The sequence below is a fragment of the Lacihabitans soyangensis genome, assembly GCF_024343775.1.
Lineage (GTDB): Bacteria > Bacteroidota > Bacteroidia > Cytophagales > Spirosomataceae > Leadbetterella > Leadbetterella soyangensis.
In genome coordinates this window covers 54,344-71,487 of the sequence record NZ_RJUF01000017.1, presented here as the reverse complement: position 1 = coordinate 71,487, position 17,144 = coordinate 54,344, and the positions used below count along the sequence as shown (strand labels likewise).

Here is a 17,144-nt window from a genome sequence, read left to right as displayed (position 1 = left end):
AGCTGTTTGCACATGTGCCGTTGGTTCTTGCTTCTGCATAAGTTACTACCGGTGCGGTGTCGCAATTGTCGGTCGCTGTTAAGACGGCTGCTGTTGGTACTGCTTCACAACTTACGGTTACATTTGCTGGGGCGGTACTTAATACTGGGGCGGTTTTGTCTTCTACCGTGATGACTTGGATACAAGTACTTTTATTCCCAGACACGTCTGTTGCTGTCCAAGTTCTGGTTAGCGTGTAGCTGTTTGCACATGTTCCGTCTGTTCTGACTTCTTCCATCGTTACCGAGGGATTATTGTCACAGTCGTCGCTAACAGTTGGGTTTATAAGAGGAATACTTGAACAACTCACTGTTATATTTGCCGGGCAGGCAATGGTTGGTGGAGTTATGTCAACACCATTTGGAATAATTATATTGTACGACTTCAAACAAGATTTGCTATCAAGAATATTTACAGTATAATTTCCTGAAGTTAATGACCCTGAAAGCACTATGGGGATTGAGCTTATTGATTGATAAGTTCCTCCATCAATATTGAATTGATAAATACTTGTTCCACCTACTAAAGTTTCTAACCTAATTGATCCGTTACTCCCACCTGGACAAGAAGGTTTAATGGATGAAAAGGTAGCCACTAAATCAGCTGGTTGTCCTACAACCACATTATTAATTGAATTTACACAGCCATTGGCATCTCTAACCGAAAAAGAAAATGTCCCAGCTGATAATCCAGAGAAGGTATTTGATGCTTGATTAATCCCCCCATTTAAAGCAAATTGGTAAGAAGGAACTCCCCCCGAAGCTGTCAAAATTACAGTTCCTGAGGCATTATTATTACAACTTAGGTTGGATGGAGCCGCGGTCAAGGTTAGAGAGGCAGGTACTGTAATTGTGGCTTCCAATGAAGTCGCAGAACTACAAGAGCCATTTTTCACTACAGCTCTGTATTGCGTTGTAGTTGTTAGATTAGTATATGACTGGGTCGTACTAGTATTAGCAATATCTACCCACGATGTACCATTATTTATTGAAAATTGCCAATTTACTACACTTCCAGTGTGGCCCGACAACGTTACAGATCCATTATTAGCACCATTACAAAGAACTGTCGTATTTGATGAAACAACTCCACCTATTGAAGAAAGAATATTAATCGTTCTTTGAGCGATATCTTTACACCCTTTACTATCTGTAACTGTTAGTGAATAAGTACCCGCATCTGAAACAGATGTACTTGCGATCATAAATGAGTTGGAATTTCCTCCAACAGTTGTACTCCCTTTCTCCCATCTAAATGTATAATTAGGTGTACCTCCAGAGGCAGAAGCACTTAATGTAATGCTTGTTCCAATACAAACAGATGCAGAAGGATTAGTTGAAATAGTACTTAATACAGGATTTGGGTCAACCACATATTCCAATTCATTAGAGATGGCTGAACAGGTAACGCCATTTAATGTTGACGTTACAATTCTTCTGAAACGTGTAGTAGTAGCAAATGGATTGGGATTAAACTGACTACCATCTAAATTTATTTGTCCAACTGCAGCAGCCCAATTGCTTCCTCCATCTGTACTTTGTTGCCATGAGTAGCTTAAAGTTCCTGCTCCCGAAGCTGCGGTTGTGACGCCTGTTATATTAGGATCAAGCGGTGAACATCCCGTTTGATTAGTTAGTCCCTTCTGAATAGTTCCTGCTGAAATTGTATTAACAGAGATTTGAAGAGGAGTTGAAGTACTAGAACACGAACCCTCGGTACAAGTTGCTGTATACGTTATAGTCGAAGTAGGAGTTACAGTTATTGAGTTCCCTGTACCTACCAAAGCAGAACTACTATTTCTCCATGTAACTGCACCTGTGCAACTTGACGAATTGGACAATGTTGAACTCGAACCTGAACAAATAGTGGTAGAACTAGCACTAATTATAGGAGTGGGAACTGATGTATTGATTATTACTTCCGCGGGTGTTCTTGACGTTTCGCAAGTTACCAAAGGATTTGACCCTAAAATAATAAAAGACCTTGACGCATAAAAAGTACTTGAACTACTTATGGATGGTGTTGTAAATGTAGAGCCAGTACCCAAAGCTGTAGTACTCGTTGCATCAGCATACCAGTTGAATGTACCTAAAGTTGATGTACTGCTAGCCGTAAATGTAACTGTTCCGCCACCGCATAAAGTAACAGGATTTGGTGTAACGGTAGGAGCAGCATTTAGATTATAAGATTGTACGTTTTTTTTACTGGAAGTTTTTGTACAGTATTCAGAAGTGACGGTAACATCATAATCACCAACAACACCCGCTGCATAGGTCAAATTTGTTGCTCCACTTATGGGTGACCCGTTTAAGTTCCATTGATAGGTGTAAGTTCCCGAGCCACCCGACGGGACTGCTGTCAATAAACTAGTATTGTTTAAGCTTCCCGTTCCACAAAAATACTCATTACCAGAAATCGTTACACTTAATGGTGGCGTTACATTAACAGCTGCTGTTGTACTATTAGTACAACCAAACTGAGAGGTAACCGTTCCAGTGAATATCGTGGTTTGAGTACTATTTGTGTTATTTGTTAATGTTCCATTAATCGTATTATTTGTGCCACTTATAAGTCCAGAAATATTTGAACTATTGTTTCTATTCCAAGCATAAGTACTAGTTCCAGAAACAGGCTTTGCATCACTAATAGTCATGTTGACATTATCTCCACTACAAATATTTAAAGATGAAGGAGTAATTGTAGCTTGAGGGGTTGGGTGAACAGAAATAGTAAAAGTTTTATCCGATCCTATACATGTTAGTCCGGCGTTTGTAAAACTCGGCGTGACGGTAAAGGACGATAATATTGATGTTGCTCCAGTATTGGTCGCTACAAATGACGAAATATTACCCGACCCTGTACCAGCATTTAAACCAACAGCTGTATTTGTCTGAGACCAATTATAAACATTAGAAGGGTTATTACCTGTCAAATTAATTGCATTGGTGGTGTTTGTATTACACCTTGCTTGATCACTAATTACATTTAGGATTGGAGTTTGATTTACTGTTATGCTAAAAGACCTGTTTGGACCATAACATGTTATACCTCCATTTGTATAGCTAGGTGTAACCGAGAAGTTAGAGGTAATTGGATTTGAAGTAGAGTTAGTAGCCGTAAATGAGGCAATATTGCCTGTTCCAACACTTCCGATACCAATACTTGTATTTGAGTGTGACCATGCAAAACTATTTGAAGGACTGTTTCCTGAAAAGTTTATAGCATCAGTGGATGTATTATTACATTTGACTTGGCTACTCACCAAATCTACTGTCGGTGTATGATTTACTGTAAAATCAAAGGTTCTAGGAATGCCTACGCATGTAGTTCCACCATTTATAAATTTTGGGGTAACAGCAAATACAGATAGATTCGGACTTGTACCAGTATTTGTTGCCGCAAAAGATGGTATATCGCCACTGCCAGATCCGGTTAGACCAATGGTTATGTTGGTATGTGACCAATCGTAGGTGTTTAGAGCATTATTCCCTGAAAAATTAATTGCGTCGCTAAAGGTATTATTACACTTTACTTGACTATTTACAAAATCCACGGTAGGGGTGTGATTAACTGTAATTGTAAAAATTTCCGGTGTTCCAGTACAGGTTAATCCACCACTCACAAAAGTTGGAGTAACCATTACAGTTGCATCTAATGGTGCATTAGTGTTATTGACAGCTGTAAAGGTAGTACTTGCAGAAGCGTTCGAACCACTTGAAGCAAGTGTACCAGAAGAGGCTAATCCAATGTTAGCTGAAGTATAACTCCAATTATACGAAGTTGCTGCACCAGTTATGGCAAGTGTGGTGCTTTGCCCATTACAAACTATTTGATTAGCGATGTCATCAACTTTTGGACTTGGATTTACTGTTATTGTAAAACTGCGAGAAGCCCCTGAACAGGATACACCATTATTAGTATAAATTGGCGTAACCGTAATTGTACTTACAATAGGACCGGTGCCATTATTTTCTGCTGAAAAAGAGGATATGTCACCAATGCCACCGGCAGACAAACCAATGCCTACGTTAGAGTTGGTCCAACTAAATACTGTTCCAGTAACAGACCCGGTAAAAGTAATATCGGTAATAGTCGAGCCTTTACACAAAACCCGATTGGAAACTGCATTTACAGTTGGTACAGGATTAACTGTTACAAGAGAACTTGTTGAGGTACTTTTACAATCTAAAGAAGTGATTTCACATGTCGCATAATAGGTTGTGGTAGAAGTTGGACTAACTGTAGTTGAAGGCAATACCGCTGTTAACTCACTGTTGCTGTACCACATAGGTGATCCACTTAAACACGTAGACGACAAAGTCGTGCTACTTCCTAGACATATTGTAGTAGAAGAAGTATTTGGAGCTGAAGGCTTCTCTGTAATGGTAACAACAAGACTTTGTAAGCAATCTCTAGCATCTTTTACAGTAATAGTATGAGTACCTGCAGCTAAACCAATAAAAGTAGCTGAACCGCCAAAAACTCCTCCATTGATATTGTAAGAATAAGGAGCTAAACCGCCACTTGCTGAGACAGTAATTGTTCCGGTGTTTCCTACAATACAATTATTTTGACTTGTTAAACTTAAAGCAAGATCCATAACTGTATTTACATTCACAGTATTTGTTATGGTACAGTTCATATCCCTAACACCGACGGTATATGAACCTGGTGCAAGGTTAGAGAAAACATTATTTGAGCCAAAAGTTCCTCCGTTTAAATTGTAAGTCACAGCTCCTTGCGTACTTGCTCCGTAGGCTGTTATTACCCCATTATTTACCAGAGTACAGGCATAAGAAACCTCCGTTACAAGTGACAAATTATCATTTTGAGTTATAGTAATACTCTGAGAATTTGTACAACTTTTATTATCTCTAACTGTAATGACATAGGTACCCTGTCCAATTCCAGAAAAAATATTTCCAGATTGAAAAGCACCATTGTCTAAGGCATAGGTATATGCAGGAGTTCCCCCTGAGGTAACAGCCGTAATTGATGTTTTTGAACCTGGGCAAATGCTCGTATTGGAGTTTAAGCTTAAACTAGGACTAGGATTTATTAGAACGCCAACCGCTGTTCGGGTACTTTCACAACCGTCTAAAAGTTGAGAAACATAGTAAGTTGTACTTCCAACCGAACTTGTCGAAGGCGTGGGGGCTGTTGTAGAAGCAATACCGCCAGTAGCGACGGTGTACCATTGCAATATAGCTCCACCAGTAGCAGTGGCCACAAGTGGGGATGCAGTTGCACCTTGACAATACTCTACAGAATTAGAAACTGGTGCAGCAGGTGTTGGTTTCACCACTACTGCTATAGTGGTGCGGTTACTTTCACATCCGTTGGCTGTTTGTGAAACATAATAGTTGGTAGTACCCGGCGTAAGTGTTGATGGTGTTGGGGCAGTTGTAGAACCGGTACCACCTGTGGCAGTGGTGTACCACAATAAGTTTGTTCCCGAAGCCGAAAGCGGAGTTGCCGTGGCACTTTGACAATAGGTAACCCCAGATGCGGTAGGAGCATTTGGTTTGGCATTTACTGTTACTGTTACCGGTGTGCGGTTAGTTTCGCAGGTGGTTCCCCACATTTGTGAAACATAATAGGTCGTTGTACCTGCATTTGTTGTGGACGGTGTAGGAGCTGTAGTTGAAAAAGTTCCACCACTAGGTACTGTATACCACCTTAGGGTAGACCCACTTGTAGCGGTGGCGGTAAGTTGCGATGCCGTTGCTCCCTGACAATAAACATAACTAGGAGCTACTGGCGGCAAGATAATTGTAGCAGTAACTCCAGGATTTGCCGCTAAGCCATAACAATTAGTTGCACTATTAAAACATACGGGATAGTAAGTTCCATTACCTACCGAAGTAGAATTTGGGACCAAAGTGCTATTAGAAAAATTTGTCGCGACTGTATGCCATTGTAAAACGGAGCCAGGTGTACAAGTATTGGTTACTAAGCCAGCCAAACTTAGGGTAGTGGTGTTTGAATTACAAGCGTTATTAATATTGTTTGTAGATAACACAGGGGTACTTAATCCGATAGGTATAAATAGTCCCCTCATATTGGTTGGACCCCGTCCAGCCTGAGTTATAGTAACTGTGTTGTTAGCGGTGGTATTCCAAGTAATCGTATTAAATCCTTGAAAGCCACTCCTGATTCTCATTGGGAATAATGGCCCGCCAGAAACTCTACTACCAAAAAGCGTTGTGTTTCCGTTTAAATCTATAATGATTCTTAACAATGGATTAGCAGCTGTTCCGGTCATATTCCAAATAGGATTTGCTGTTTCAGGGTTGTTCACTATTCCGGTGGAATTGTAAATACCCCCATCAGAAACAAACTCAGGTAGTGTAACCGTCGTACCTTGACTGGTTAAATACTCAAATTCTAATTCCCGGTTGTTTATTCTAGTACCATTTATCGAAATATTAAAAGAGTTATCTAATGTTAATACATCAAGCATAAATCCTGTTGTGGTGGGGCCTAGCGTGTAAGTAGCAGTTGTCGGACAACCATTACAGCTTGCAGAAAATGGCGTATTTGCAACATTACATTGTGCATTCAAAGTTTTGATCGGTAATAGACTTTGAATTAATACAATACCACAAATAATGCACTGTTTGAGTAAATTTATTTTTTGCATGCTTATTAATTTTTATTTTCGAAAATAACCGCACGATAGGTTATTCCTGATACATTAAATCTTTTACTAACAATCTACTAACGTTGGTGGAAGTTAAGCATAATTTAAGAAATTTCAGTATTCGGTCAAACTCCCTAACAATCCTTTGCAAATTTAGTAGAATCATTTCTATTCACCGTTTTAAATATAACTTTTGCTGCGTATTCTCGAACTATTATTCCGAAATTCAATATTATCCATTTCAGCGTTCCTATTTTTTATATTACTATCCTACTTCATTGAACGGCTGAATGTTCTTGATCAAGAAGTACAAATTATTAACTTTCAACAAGTTCAAATTATCTGAATAATATATTTTTTGTTATTAATAAGGCTTTTAAATATTATCGAAATCTGTGTTCAAGTGTATTTTACAAATCCCCGCAATTTGTTTTTGAAAATTTGAGTTTGACCAGAAATTATATGAAATAATAACTACACTTTAATTTTTCAGCTAATAACATTACCATTTCAGTTTGACTTGTTTTTTATTAAGACTCACTTTGAATCAAAATGTTACACTTTTTTTGTCTTTTATTTACTCCAAATTCTAATATAACAAAATCACGAAATTAGCTAAGTATTATATCTGAGGCCTCTTTTTACCTTGTATTCTATGCTCTAGACAAAAGTTAATCTGAAATATTCTAAAATTCTATGCTAATTCTTTAATATCAAAACCCAAAACAGTAGAGTAAAAATTAAGGAGGATAAATCACAGGGCTTCTAGAAAAACCAATTCTTACGAAACAAAAAATATCAAAATTGGATAAACAATAATATTTCTACTGCTTAGTGAACCAAAATTAGTTATTCGCAATTTAGTACATAAATAAAGCAAAATTTAGCTTTATCAAGTGATGGACACTCTCCAATTCTGTGGAGAGAAGGTAATACCAAAAATTTAACCGCAGCGTTATATCATTTAATTAATTTCTAAAACCCTAGTTCCACATTTATGCTGTTTCCAAAAAAAAGCGTCATTTTTTACTTAGTTTTTTTTACTTTTTTCGACAATTATGCTCAAAAAATTAAACCACCACCTTATGAGAGGTATTTAAAAACAAACGAGATTGGACTTGGGATAGGCAGTAGTCAATATTTTGGAGATATCCATACGTTCAACAATCGTTTTGCATATACATCAACCACAAGATGGAATGCCAATATATCATTCACGAGGCATTTAAATCCTTCTTACTCATTGAGGGTATCAGCTACTTATGCCAGAATCATGGCGGATGATTACCTCAGCACCCAAAATAAAGTGGTAGGACTCTCTAACAAATTCGACAATCAATTTCTAAGAAATTCTCATTTCAGAAACGACCTAAAGGAACTTTCATTTGTCTCCTTAATTAACTTAAAAAATGGATTCTACAGTGGGAGAAACGAAAATAGAACTACTCTAATGCCTTACATTATAGCTGGTATAGGTATTTACCATCATGCACCTCAAGCACGTGGTACATATGATGCAACTAACAATAAACTTGCCGCATGGAAGCCTTTAAATACTACCAATGCTATCAAATCTTTAAATTTGAGTATTCCATTAGGTTTTGGTGTTAGAAAAAAAATAAATTCAAAGATTGACATTTCAGCAGAAATTTGCTACCGAGTTACATTTACCGACCAGCTCGACGATATTATTTCCGAACCATATCCTAACTCTACCGATCCGTTTGCTAACCGAAGCCAAGAGAGATATTCAGCAATAAATGGCAAAGACAGAAACACTTTATTCAATTTGGTGGCTTCAAGGCAGGGCTTCCCTGGTTTTACAGGGACAGGAGAAAAGTTTTTCCCGGTTATTGGTTATCCGAATGAAACGCCAAGAAGAGGAGAAAAAGGAAATGATGGATTTCTTACAACTTCAATCCATCTACGCTATTATCTCGACAAAAAAACATATTGTCCGAAATGATATTTAATAAAATTTGGGTCTCAAGTATAACTTAAGTTCGGGTTATTTAACCCTTCAAAACCATCTTCTCTGGATCCCATATTATGGGTGCTTTTCTTTCATTACTCAAATTACAAGCAATTGACGGAATGGGTGATTTTTCGGGTGCGGAATAACGAAGAAAATTTCATAATTCCGATAAAAACCTAAAAAAAAGTGTAAAAAGGTAGGATTATTTTGGGATTGTGAAACTATATAATTTAACATCCTAACCCTTAAATAATTTTCATTAAAAAAAATGCAACATTTGTCACAAAATAGGTACTATTTATTAAATTTGTGTCAAATTAGATATGCTTGCTATCAAACACAATATTTAATTCAACTCTGCTTTCCGGATGTAAAATAAAGTTCGAATTTTTAATCTCCAAAGAATAATTTTCTGGAGGTATTATACTAAAAAAAAGTAAAAATAGAAAATGGTTAATTCCTTAGCCAAATACCGAGCAAGCCAATGCCAGGTGTCCTCAAACTTATGTGGATCTACGATTTTGCTTAATCACAGAAAAGGCACATACTATGAGCTCAACGAGGTAGGTACCACCATTTGGGAGAGATTAAAAACTGAATCTGTCACTTTCGAAGAGCTCAAGGCCTTAATCCTGGATGATTATGATGTTGACGTTAGTGTGGCAACCAATGACCTCGAGAAAATAATCAACGAACTTCTGCATGAAAAACTATTGGAAATTGCTTAGGTTATTTTGCGAACTCAGCACAACCCTTAAGTTGGCCCATTGCGTCAGTTGGATTCTACTTTTTTTTAATTGGTTTTTCCTAAGGACAAATCCATTTGAGACATTTGTTCGTATATACAAAAGAATGAGTGATTTTGTACCAACCTATTACCTCAGAAAAATTGATGACGAAATGATCATGTATATTGTAACACGAACAGCGAAATTTACACCTTTCCAAAGCACTTGCCTAATAAAAACCTTAACAGCTAAGATGTTATTTCAAAATAGAAATGACATTCAACTTAAAATAGGGGTGTCTAAAATAAATGGATTTGAGGCACATGCTTGGCTTGAGAAAAAGGGTGAAACAATTATGGAACAGAACACAAGAAATTCATGGATTCCATTATGGACGTACTGAAAATTAACAACACAAGCATATGAACTCAAAATGTATTTTAACATTTTTAATTTCGTCGCACAAAGGTTATTCAGTCAATGTCTTACAGAAACGATTGACACAAAAATAATGTTACTCAACAAACCTGACTTGGTCTTAAAGAAATGAATAAACAGTGATTTTGAAGACAATGATTTGCTAGAAATGAACAATGTCTCAATATTACCCACCTCAAAAATTAAATATAATAAAATTGGAATTTTAATTAATCTAGAATCATGAAAAATATTTTACTAACATTTGGATTATTCATACAAGCTTATTTTGTGAACGGTCAGGCTTGTGTTGGAAATGGTACAGCTAACATAACTTTTGTTTCATCATTTGGTGGAAACTGCACTTACAACATCTCAATGTCCGTAACTACTACATCCAACTCTGCAAAAGCGGCCAGATTTTCTGTTTTGAATGCAACGCCAATTATTAACCCTGTTTGTAAAACTAGTTCTTTAACTACCATTAATTGCACAAATACTGGCAATCTTAATAACCTAGGTAATGGCGTTGTAATAAATCATACATTTACGAACGTAACAATCCCGTGTAATACTGCACCGAGCCTTTCGTTAGAAGGCACAACAGCCAATAATAATTTTAGCTCGCTATGTAATGCAATTACAGTAACCCAGACCAATCCTAACCCAGTCAAGATAAGCTACTTCAATGGTATATCTCAATCAAACAAAATTGCTTTAAACTGGCAAACAGAGTCTGAAATTGGTTTTAGCCATTTTGTTGTTCAAAGAAGTGGAAATGCTTTGGAATTCGGTGATTTAGAAACAATTAAAGCAGATGGGGAATCCACAGAGAAAATTAACTACAGATTTATTGATAACAACCCTTTTCCAGGAATTAACTACTACAGGTTAAGGCAAGTTGACAAAGATGGTACGGTATCGTTTTCAAAAATTATTGATATCAACTCAGATGGAGGGGCTTCGGAAATCATAATCTATCCGAATCCATCAACTGGAAGTTTTAAGATGAAAAACAACGAAACTATAATATCTAGCGATGTCTATAATGCAAGCGGTAAAAAAATAGATGGTATACTAAGAAAAGAAGATACTACTTATACCTTAGACTTCCCAAATAAACCAGAGAGCGGTATTTACTTCTTGAAAATCACTACTGCTTCAGGTATAAAAAAATACCGAGTGGCTATCAACTAAACTTAATAAGGAATACTTTTACACTTTTATGAAAATGAAAAATTCGAATACTAACGATAAAAAAGCAAAGAAAAAATACACGGCCCCTCAGTTGATCAAACATGGGTCGGTTTCCAAGCTTACGCTAAAAGGAGGTTCTACGCCAGATTTCACTAATACATATAATCCTTAATTAAAGCATTTTGGCATTTCTAATCCGCTTTAATTGTAAAGACTTGCCAATGCCATTTGAACATTGGACTTTATTTTCTAATGAACTTTGGCATATATATACCAACTGTAAACAGATTAGTTTTTTCAATAACCACCAAGGGCTTATATGTGTAGTTGAAGGCAAGCTTCATAATGAGCAAGATTATATAAGCCCACACAACACTACATCCACCAACCTTGCGGAGGCTGTTTTGAATGCTTATACCACTCTTGGTAACGATTTATTCAATACTTTAGATGGAAAAATTGCGTTGGCAATAATAGATCTTTTATCAAATAATATTGTTGGATTTAGGGATCACTTCGGTTTACAAAACTTATTTTATCAGGCCGGTGATAAAAGTTTTACAGTTGCCACCGACTTACTCGATATTGTAAATTACTCCTCATCTTCTGTCAATTACACTGCTTTAAAGAATTATTTAGATTTTAATGCCCTCAGTAGACCATATTGCTCAGAAACTCTTTTTCTAAATGTTTCAAAGGTACTTCCAGCTCATAAAGTTGTTTGCAATTTAAAAGATTTTAAAATCATTCAAGAGTGCTGTTGGAACACTAAAATTCCTGATTATGTAAACCGTACCCCTTCTGAACTAATAGGACTCTTTAAGGAAACTTTAAAGGATTCGATTAAAAAGAATACGCTACCAAACGAAAAAATTTGTTCCAATCTTAGCGGAGGATTAGACTCATCTAGCATTTCGAGTATTTCAAAACTTCTAGGTTGTGATGTTAATTCTCTTTATTTCTGCACTGGCGACAGGCCAAGCGATGAACGACACTTTGCTAATGAAGTAGTAGAAAGGTGGGAACTTGAACATCACGAAATTCATGCCTCTGAGAATCCTTTAGAATTGGCTAAAAGAAACATAGAAATTTGTGGGCTGCCCGATTCTCTATTTATACCCGGATACTCATTTTTCTCTTTAGCCGAGAAAGCAAAAGAACTTGGCAGTAAAAAAATCCTAACTGGTGATGGTGGCGATGCAGTTGTGGCCTATGGAACAGAATATTTGGATGAACTTGTAAACGATGGAAATTGGAGCCTACTAAAGTCTAGCATTGAACAATATGTTTCCAAAAGAGACTTGAATCCATTTTTTGAAGATTGGAACAGAAAATCAAATCGACAAAAGAGCAAGTTGTACACAAAGTTTTTTATTGAAAGAAAAATAATTGATTTTGTTAAAAAAGGCAATTTGAAGAGGGCTTTCAGTATTTGGAATCGCTTTCTATTAGAATACAAATTTGTTTTTTTTATTCCTTTTCAGACAGGATTCACTTTCATTAGAAACAAACTTTCTAAAAAAAACAAAAAATACAGCCTACTAAATCTTGTAAATCAACAGCATAAGACCCCTTTATTTGAATTTAAAGGAACTAAGAAAGACTTGGATTCTTTCAGAAAAGAACATTTCGGATATAGTTTTACTAACCTAAACATGTCGGTTATAGAACAACAAAATACAGTAATGAAAAGTCTTGGAGTGCAAGCTATTCATCCTTTTCTTGACAAAAGATTAGTAGAAATAGCGGTTGCGGTTAATTCTGAAACAAGATTTGCAGAGGGTAATTGTAGAGGAACTCTACGTTATGCTATGAAAGATATTTTACCAGAAACGGTTAGGCTAAGAACATCCAAAGCTGATTTCTCGCATTATTTCATGAAATATTTCGAACAGCTTTGGCATGATTTCGGTACCGAAAATAGTGATAGTCATAGGGTTTGGGACATTGTTGACAAGTTAGTTTTCGATCAACTACTATTAAAAATTTTCGACCATAAAGTAACAATCAACAAAAAGACTAAGTATATCTGGCTAGCCAACCGGACTATACATCTCGCCCTTTGGCTTGATTTTTTTGATAAATTACAGGCAAAACATCTCAAAATAATTAGTAATGAATCGACTTAATATTATTAACATTCTTGTCCTGTCTGTTTTGTTATTTAGCTGCGAAAAGCAAGAAAATGGACAAATGTCCGACTATACCTATTTTCCCTTGGAGCTTGGACAATATCAAGTTTATGAAGTTTCAGAGACTCGTTATAACATTCCTAATATTGAAATTCAGGCGAAATATTATATAAAAGAGGAAGTCAATGAAGTATATGAAAATCCTACCAAAGATAAAGTTTATAAAATTCAACGATTCAAAAAACAAGATTTAGCCCACCCTTGGAAAATAGACTCCGTATGGAGTAGCCAATTGTTTGCAAATAGGGCTATCAGAACGGAGAACAATATTACCCAAGTGAAACTAGTTTTCCCTATCCAAAGTGGGCAATATTGGAACAGAAATGAGTACAACAACTTAAATGTAGAAAAAAATATATATCAAAATATAGGGGAAAGTTTTGCAGTAAACGGTAATTATTTCAACAACACTGTGTCGGTATATTTGAAAAATGATTCTTCGTTGATAACAAAGAACGTTCATTTCGAAGTATATGCTCCTACCTACGGGATGATCTACAGCGAAAAAATGGTATTAGCATACTGTCAGTCCAGTCCAACATGCATTGGAAAGAACCAGATAGATTTTGGGGTGGTTCGAAAAATCAAACTATTAGAAAAGGGGATTTCTAAATAACCTTACTTTATTATTATTTTACCTTCTAATGTTTCCACATTGCCATCAGACCAATTAATAAGAGCTTTGAAAACATAAATACCTGCTGGTAGTTTTCCATTTTGATTAATAAACAAATCATTCTTACCAATTTTTGGAGAAAAAATTACCTTTTCATTAAGTCGTCCAAAACTATCGTAAAGATAAACAACCCCTTCTATTGGCTTAGATGAACCGATTACCTGAAATTCTAAATTTGCAAATGTTTCAGCTGGATTTGGATAGATTCTTAGCTTTGTAGGCTGGAAGCCTTCTGAAATTTGAAAAGTAATACTATATCCATTTCCGGACGTATTCTGATGACTATCTTTTCCAACAGCGAACAAACTATACCGTCCCTTTGGTAAATTTGGAAGAACAAACTGTGCCTCAACAGTATTTGGTGTAACCTGAATCTGTGTAATACTAGCAGCTGGCACTTTTATTAATCTACAGCTTTCACAAGCTTGTAAATACAATGAAATCCCAGAAGTATCCTTAGAAAAAAGTGGATTTTCGTCCGAAAGTATTATTTTAATTAAAGCCTTTGAATCCACAAAATCCTCATTTCTCAATTTTACATCATCAAAATACACATCTAATAGTGGCCCCAATTTATCAACTACTATATCGGGAGGAAAACTAGCATATGGGCTTGCCTCTGACCAGTTAATTTTTAATATGCCAAAATTGTTTTTCTCGTTAAACTCTTCCACTTTATTATCGAAATCCAATGTTGCCGTAATTTCCGATATGTTCAGATCCTTTTTCAAATTTAGAATTATGGTATCTCTGTGTGCTACTGCAGGAATAATTGCAATTTTCTGAAGAGCTTTTTGTCCTTCAATTGCCGACAAAGACACTTTGAAGTTGGTATTCTTCTCGTATCTACCCAAATTTGAAACTACTATACCAACAGAAACTGAATCATTAGCAGATATGGGAAGGCCTTCTTTGGCAGACCTAATAAAGATTCTTTCCATTTTCAAATCCGGCTTCTTTAATGAAAATATTCTGAGAGCAGGATCTCCTTGCAGTACCAATTGATGAATATTTGACAACATCAACTGGTCAGCCCCTTCTGTTTTGATTTTGCGATTTACAGCCTGCTGGATTTCACCTATCGAAAGGCCAATTGTTTCTTTATCCTGAAAAAGTTTTTCATAGAGATTATGTATATAACGGTTGGTAGGGGTATCATAACTCCAAAAGGAATTGGCAAAAACAGCGACTGCCCCAACGTTAGGTGTAATAAGCCAATCTGAGGTAAGCAAGTCATACCTATTGAAAACATTACCTACCCCGCAGCCATTAAAATACATGAGCGGATATTTACCTTTATTTTGAAGCTTAGAGGAGGGGCTAGAGGCGTTGCCTATGTTTAGATCTGTGGCAGTGGAAGAGGAATGTCCAAAAAATGTAATCATTCCTAGTCCATTATTTACCTCAGAGGAAATATCAATATTTTCAACAGTGGCGTCAGTAACCTTAGAAAGAGCCTCTACTTTTCCTGCCAGATAACTATCCTCCACCTTGGGTTCAATACTTTCTAGAATACCTCTAAAATAAGAAATTTCGGTTTTGGAACCACCGCCACTTAAGTGCAAAAGATTTTTTTTCCACAAAACATCTTCTGTATTGGCCTCGTATTCTTTCAGTTTTTGAAGATAATTCAATACCTCGCGGTTAGAAATTACACTTAACCGACCAGTTGGTACAGCCTGAACATCAATATCAAAACCCTGCAATCCAGCAGTGAGCAGAATATCAGAACCGGGATACCCAAACGTCGGCACCATATCGGACGTTACATCTGTTTTGAGTTGGTCAGGAAAACTCTTTCCACGACCAATGAGCAGAAGATTGTCAATTTTATTACCATTAGACAATTTGAAATCGATAAATCTTCTGATGGCGAGTGGTGTACGTTCACCAAATGCAAAATTTAAGTATAAGTCCTGTATTTCTATTACATTAGTTTTGAATTTTCCTCCTTCTTCAGAGTCTCGATATTTGGCATATTCGTTGGCGGAGAGTCTTAAATTTGGATGTGTAATGATAAGATAATTGGCATCCACCTTATATTCTAAATTCAAATTGACTTTCTCAATAGCTAAAGGTTTTTTGATATCCGAACTTACAAAAATAGTAGTCTGTACTGATGGGACTGTGGCAATAGCCAAACCTAATTTGTTATTAATTAACTGATTGGGTATTTTCTGAAAAGAATATCTATTTTTTATAGTGTAAGCCGTAGAGTTTTGCGAGGCATTATTAATAAGCAAATAACGATTTGTTTGCGTGGAAGGATTCAAATAAAAATACTTTGATTGTAATCCACTCATATCGAACGCCTGCGGATAAGTAAGTTTATGATAGGTCATGGAATGCCATTCTGTTCTTTCTTTTTTGGAAGACTTGGTTCGTAGCAAAACCTGTCCGGCCGAAGAAATCTCCTCTGGCCTTATGTGCGTTTGAAGTTTTAAAGGGGCAAAACCGAAGTAGTCAATTTTTCCAATACTTCTATTAGAACCATCTACATTCTCAACACTAATATTGATATCATGGGTAACTTCGGTCCTACCGTTTACAAGACACTCCAAAATGGGCGGTAAATCTGATTGGGGCAAATAATTCAACATTTTTATCGGAAACTTTGCAGCAGTATCTGCCACCACTATTTTTCCGGTCCATCCTTCACCTTCTTCAAAATAACTTTGCATTACAAAAGGTGGGAATCCTATACTATTGTTGAATGAATACTGGTCTGCAAAAACCCTAATTTGTTGCTCAAGATGAAATTTTTCGATTAATTCGGAATTAAACGTTATTGACGGAATAATCTCCGTTCGCGAGGGCGTATCTCCATAGGTTAGAAAATAGGCTGTCTCATCCGAAAACAAACTATGGTATATATTCATGCGAGAGCCGTAAGGTCTGTAGAGAAGTGAGTCCTGTTCACCATTGTTTCCCTCGGCATAGAATTCTATATAATCTTCAATATCAAAATGGTTATCTTCCTCACCATAAATATATAAAGGCACTTGCCTGCCATGATGTAAGAGTTGGAAGGACTTCGGTTTAGAGGTTTCGACAGGAAAGCCCGCAATTTTCAATTCATCGTAACCCAATCTATAAATGCCCTTTTCTTTAATTGTTATTTTAAAAATAACATTGTTTTCATTAATCCACTCATTACCGAACTGTCCTTGGCCCTTGACTGTCAAAAGGATAAAAAATAAAAAACAATAGACCGAATTCCTACACATAGATTTTTAATTACTATTTACTAATAACTATGCCAATTTATGGATTAAAA

The 17,144-nt window shown here is 36.3% G+C and carries 9 protein-coding genes; 7 read left to right on the top strand and 2 right to left on the bottom strand.

What is annotated here, in order from left to right:
* Positions 1 to 6,682, bottom strand: a 6,682-nt coding sequence (locus EGI31_RS08210; protein ID WP_255036728.1) for an Ig-like domain-containing protein, incomplete at its 3' end; no start/stop codon positions are given.
* Positions 6,683 to 7,679: 997 nt separating this feature from the next.
* On the opposite strand from EGI31_RS08210, the gene EGI31_RS08205 reads away from it, so the two are divergent.
* From EGI31_RS08205 to EGI31_RS08175, 7 genes are all read left to right on the top strand, one after another.
* On the top strand, positions 7,680 to 8,648 hold the full coding sequence (locus EGI31_RS08205) for a DUF6089 family protein (RefSeq protein ID WP_255036727.1): 969 nt from the start codon (positions 7,680 to 7,682) through the stop codon (positions 8,646 to 8,648).
* Positions 8,649 to 9,106: 458 nt separating this feature from the next.
* Positions 9,107 to 9,385, top strand: coding sequence for a PqqD family protein (locus EGI31_RS08200; RefSeq protein WP_255036726.1), 279 nt, complete (start codon positions 9,107 to 9,109; stop codon positions 9,383 to 9,385).
* On the top strand, positions 9,360 to 9,788 hold the full coding sequence (locus tag EGI31_RS08195) for a lasso peptide biosynthesis B2 protein (protein ID WP_255036725.1): 429 nt from the start codon (positions 9,360 to 9,362) through the stop codon (positions 9,786 to 9,788). The genes EGI31_RS08200 and EGI31_RS08195 overlap by 26 nt, the downstream gene beginning before the upstream one ends.
* Positions 9,789 to 10,045: 257 nt before the next feature.
* Complete coding sequence (locus EGI31_RS08190) at positions 10,046 to 10,999, top strand: T9SS type A sorting domain-containing protein (RefSeq protein ID WP_255036724.1); 954 nt, start codon at positions 10,046 to 10,048, stop codon at positions 10,997 to 10,999.
* A 34-nt stretch (positions 11,000 to 11,033) separates the two neighbouring features.
* On the top strand, positions 11,034 to 11,171 hold the full coding sequence (locus EGI31_RS08185) for a lasso RiPP family leader peptide-containing protein (RefSeq protein ID WP_255036722.1): 138 nt from the start codon (positions 11,034 to 11,036) through the stop codon (positions 11,169 to 11,171).
* 49 nt (positions 11,172 to 11,220) lie between these two features.
* The gene (locus EGI31_RS08180; protein ID WP_255036721.1) at positions 11,221 to 13,128 is read left to right on the top strand and encodes an asparagine synthase-related protein; all 1,908 of its coding nucleotides are present in this window, start codon (positions 11,221 to 11,223) and stop codon (positions 13,126 to 13,128) included.
* Positions 13,115 to 13,807: a hypothetical protein gene (locus EGI31_RS08175; RefSeq protein WP_255036720.1), complete on the top strand. Its 693-nt coding sequence runs from the start codon at positions 13,115 to 13,117 to the stop codon at positions 13,805 to 13,807. Before EGI31_RS08180 ends, EGI31_RS08175 begins: the two co-directional genes overlap by 14 nt.
* A gap of 2 nt (positions 13,808 to 13,809) precedes the next feature.
* On the opposite strand, the gene porU2 is transcribed toward EGI31_RS08175, so the two are convergent.
* Entirely contained in the window at positions 13,810 to 17,094 is a 3,285-nt protein-coding gene (gene porU2 / locus EGI31_RS08170; RefSeq protein WP_445468525.1) for a putative type IX secretion system sortase PorU2, read from the bottom strand.
* Positions 17,095 to 17,144 lie beyond the last annotated feature (50 nt).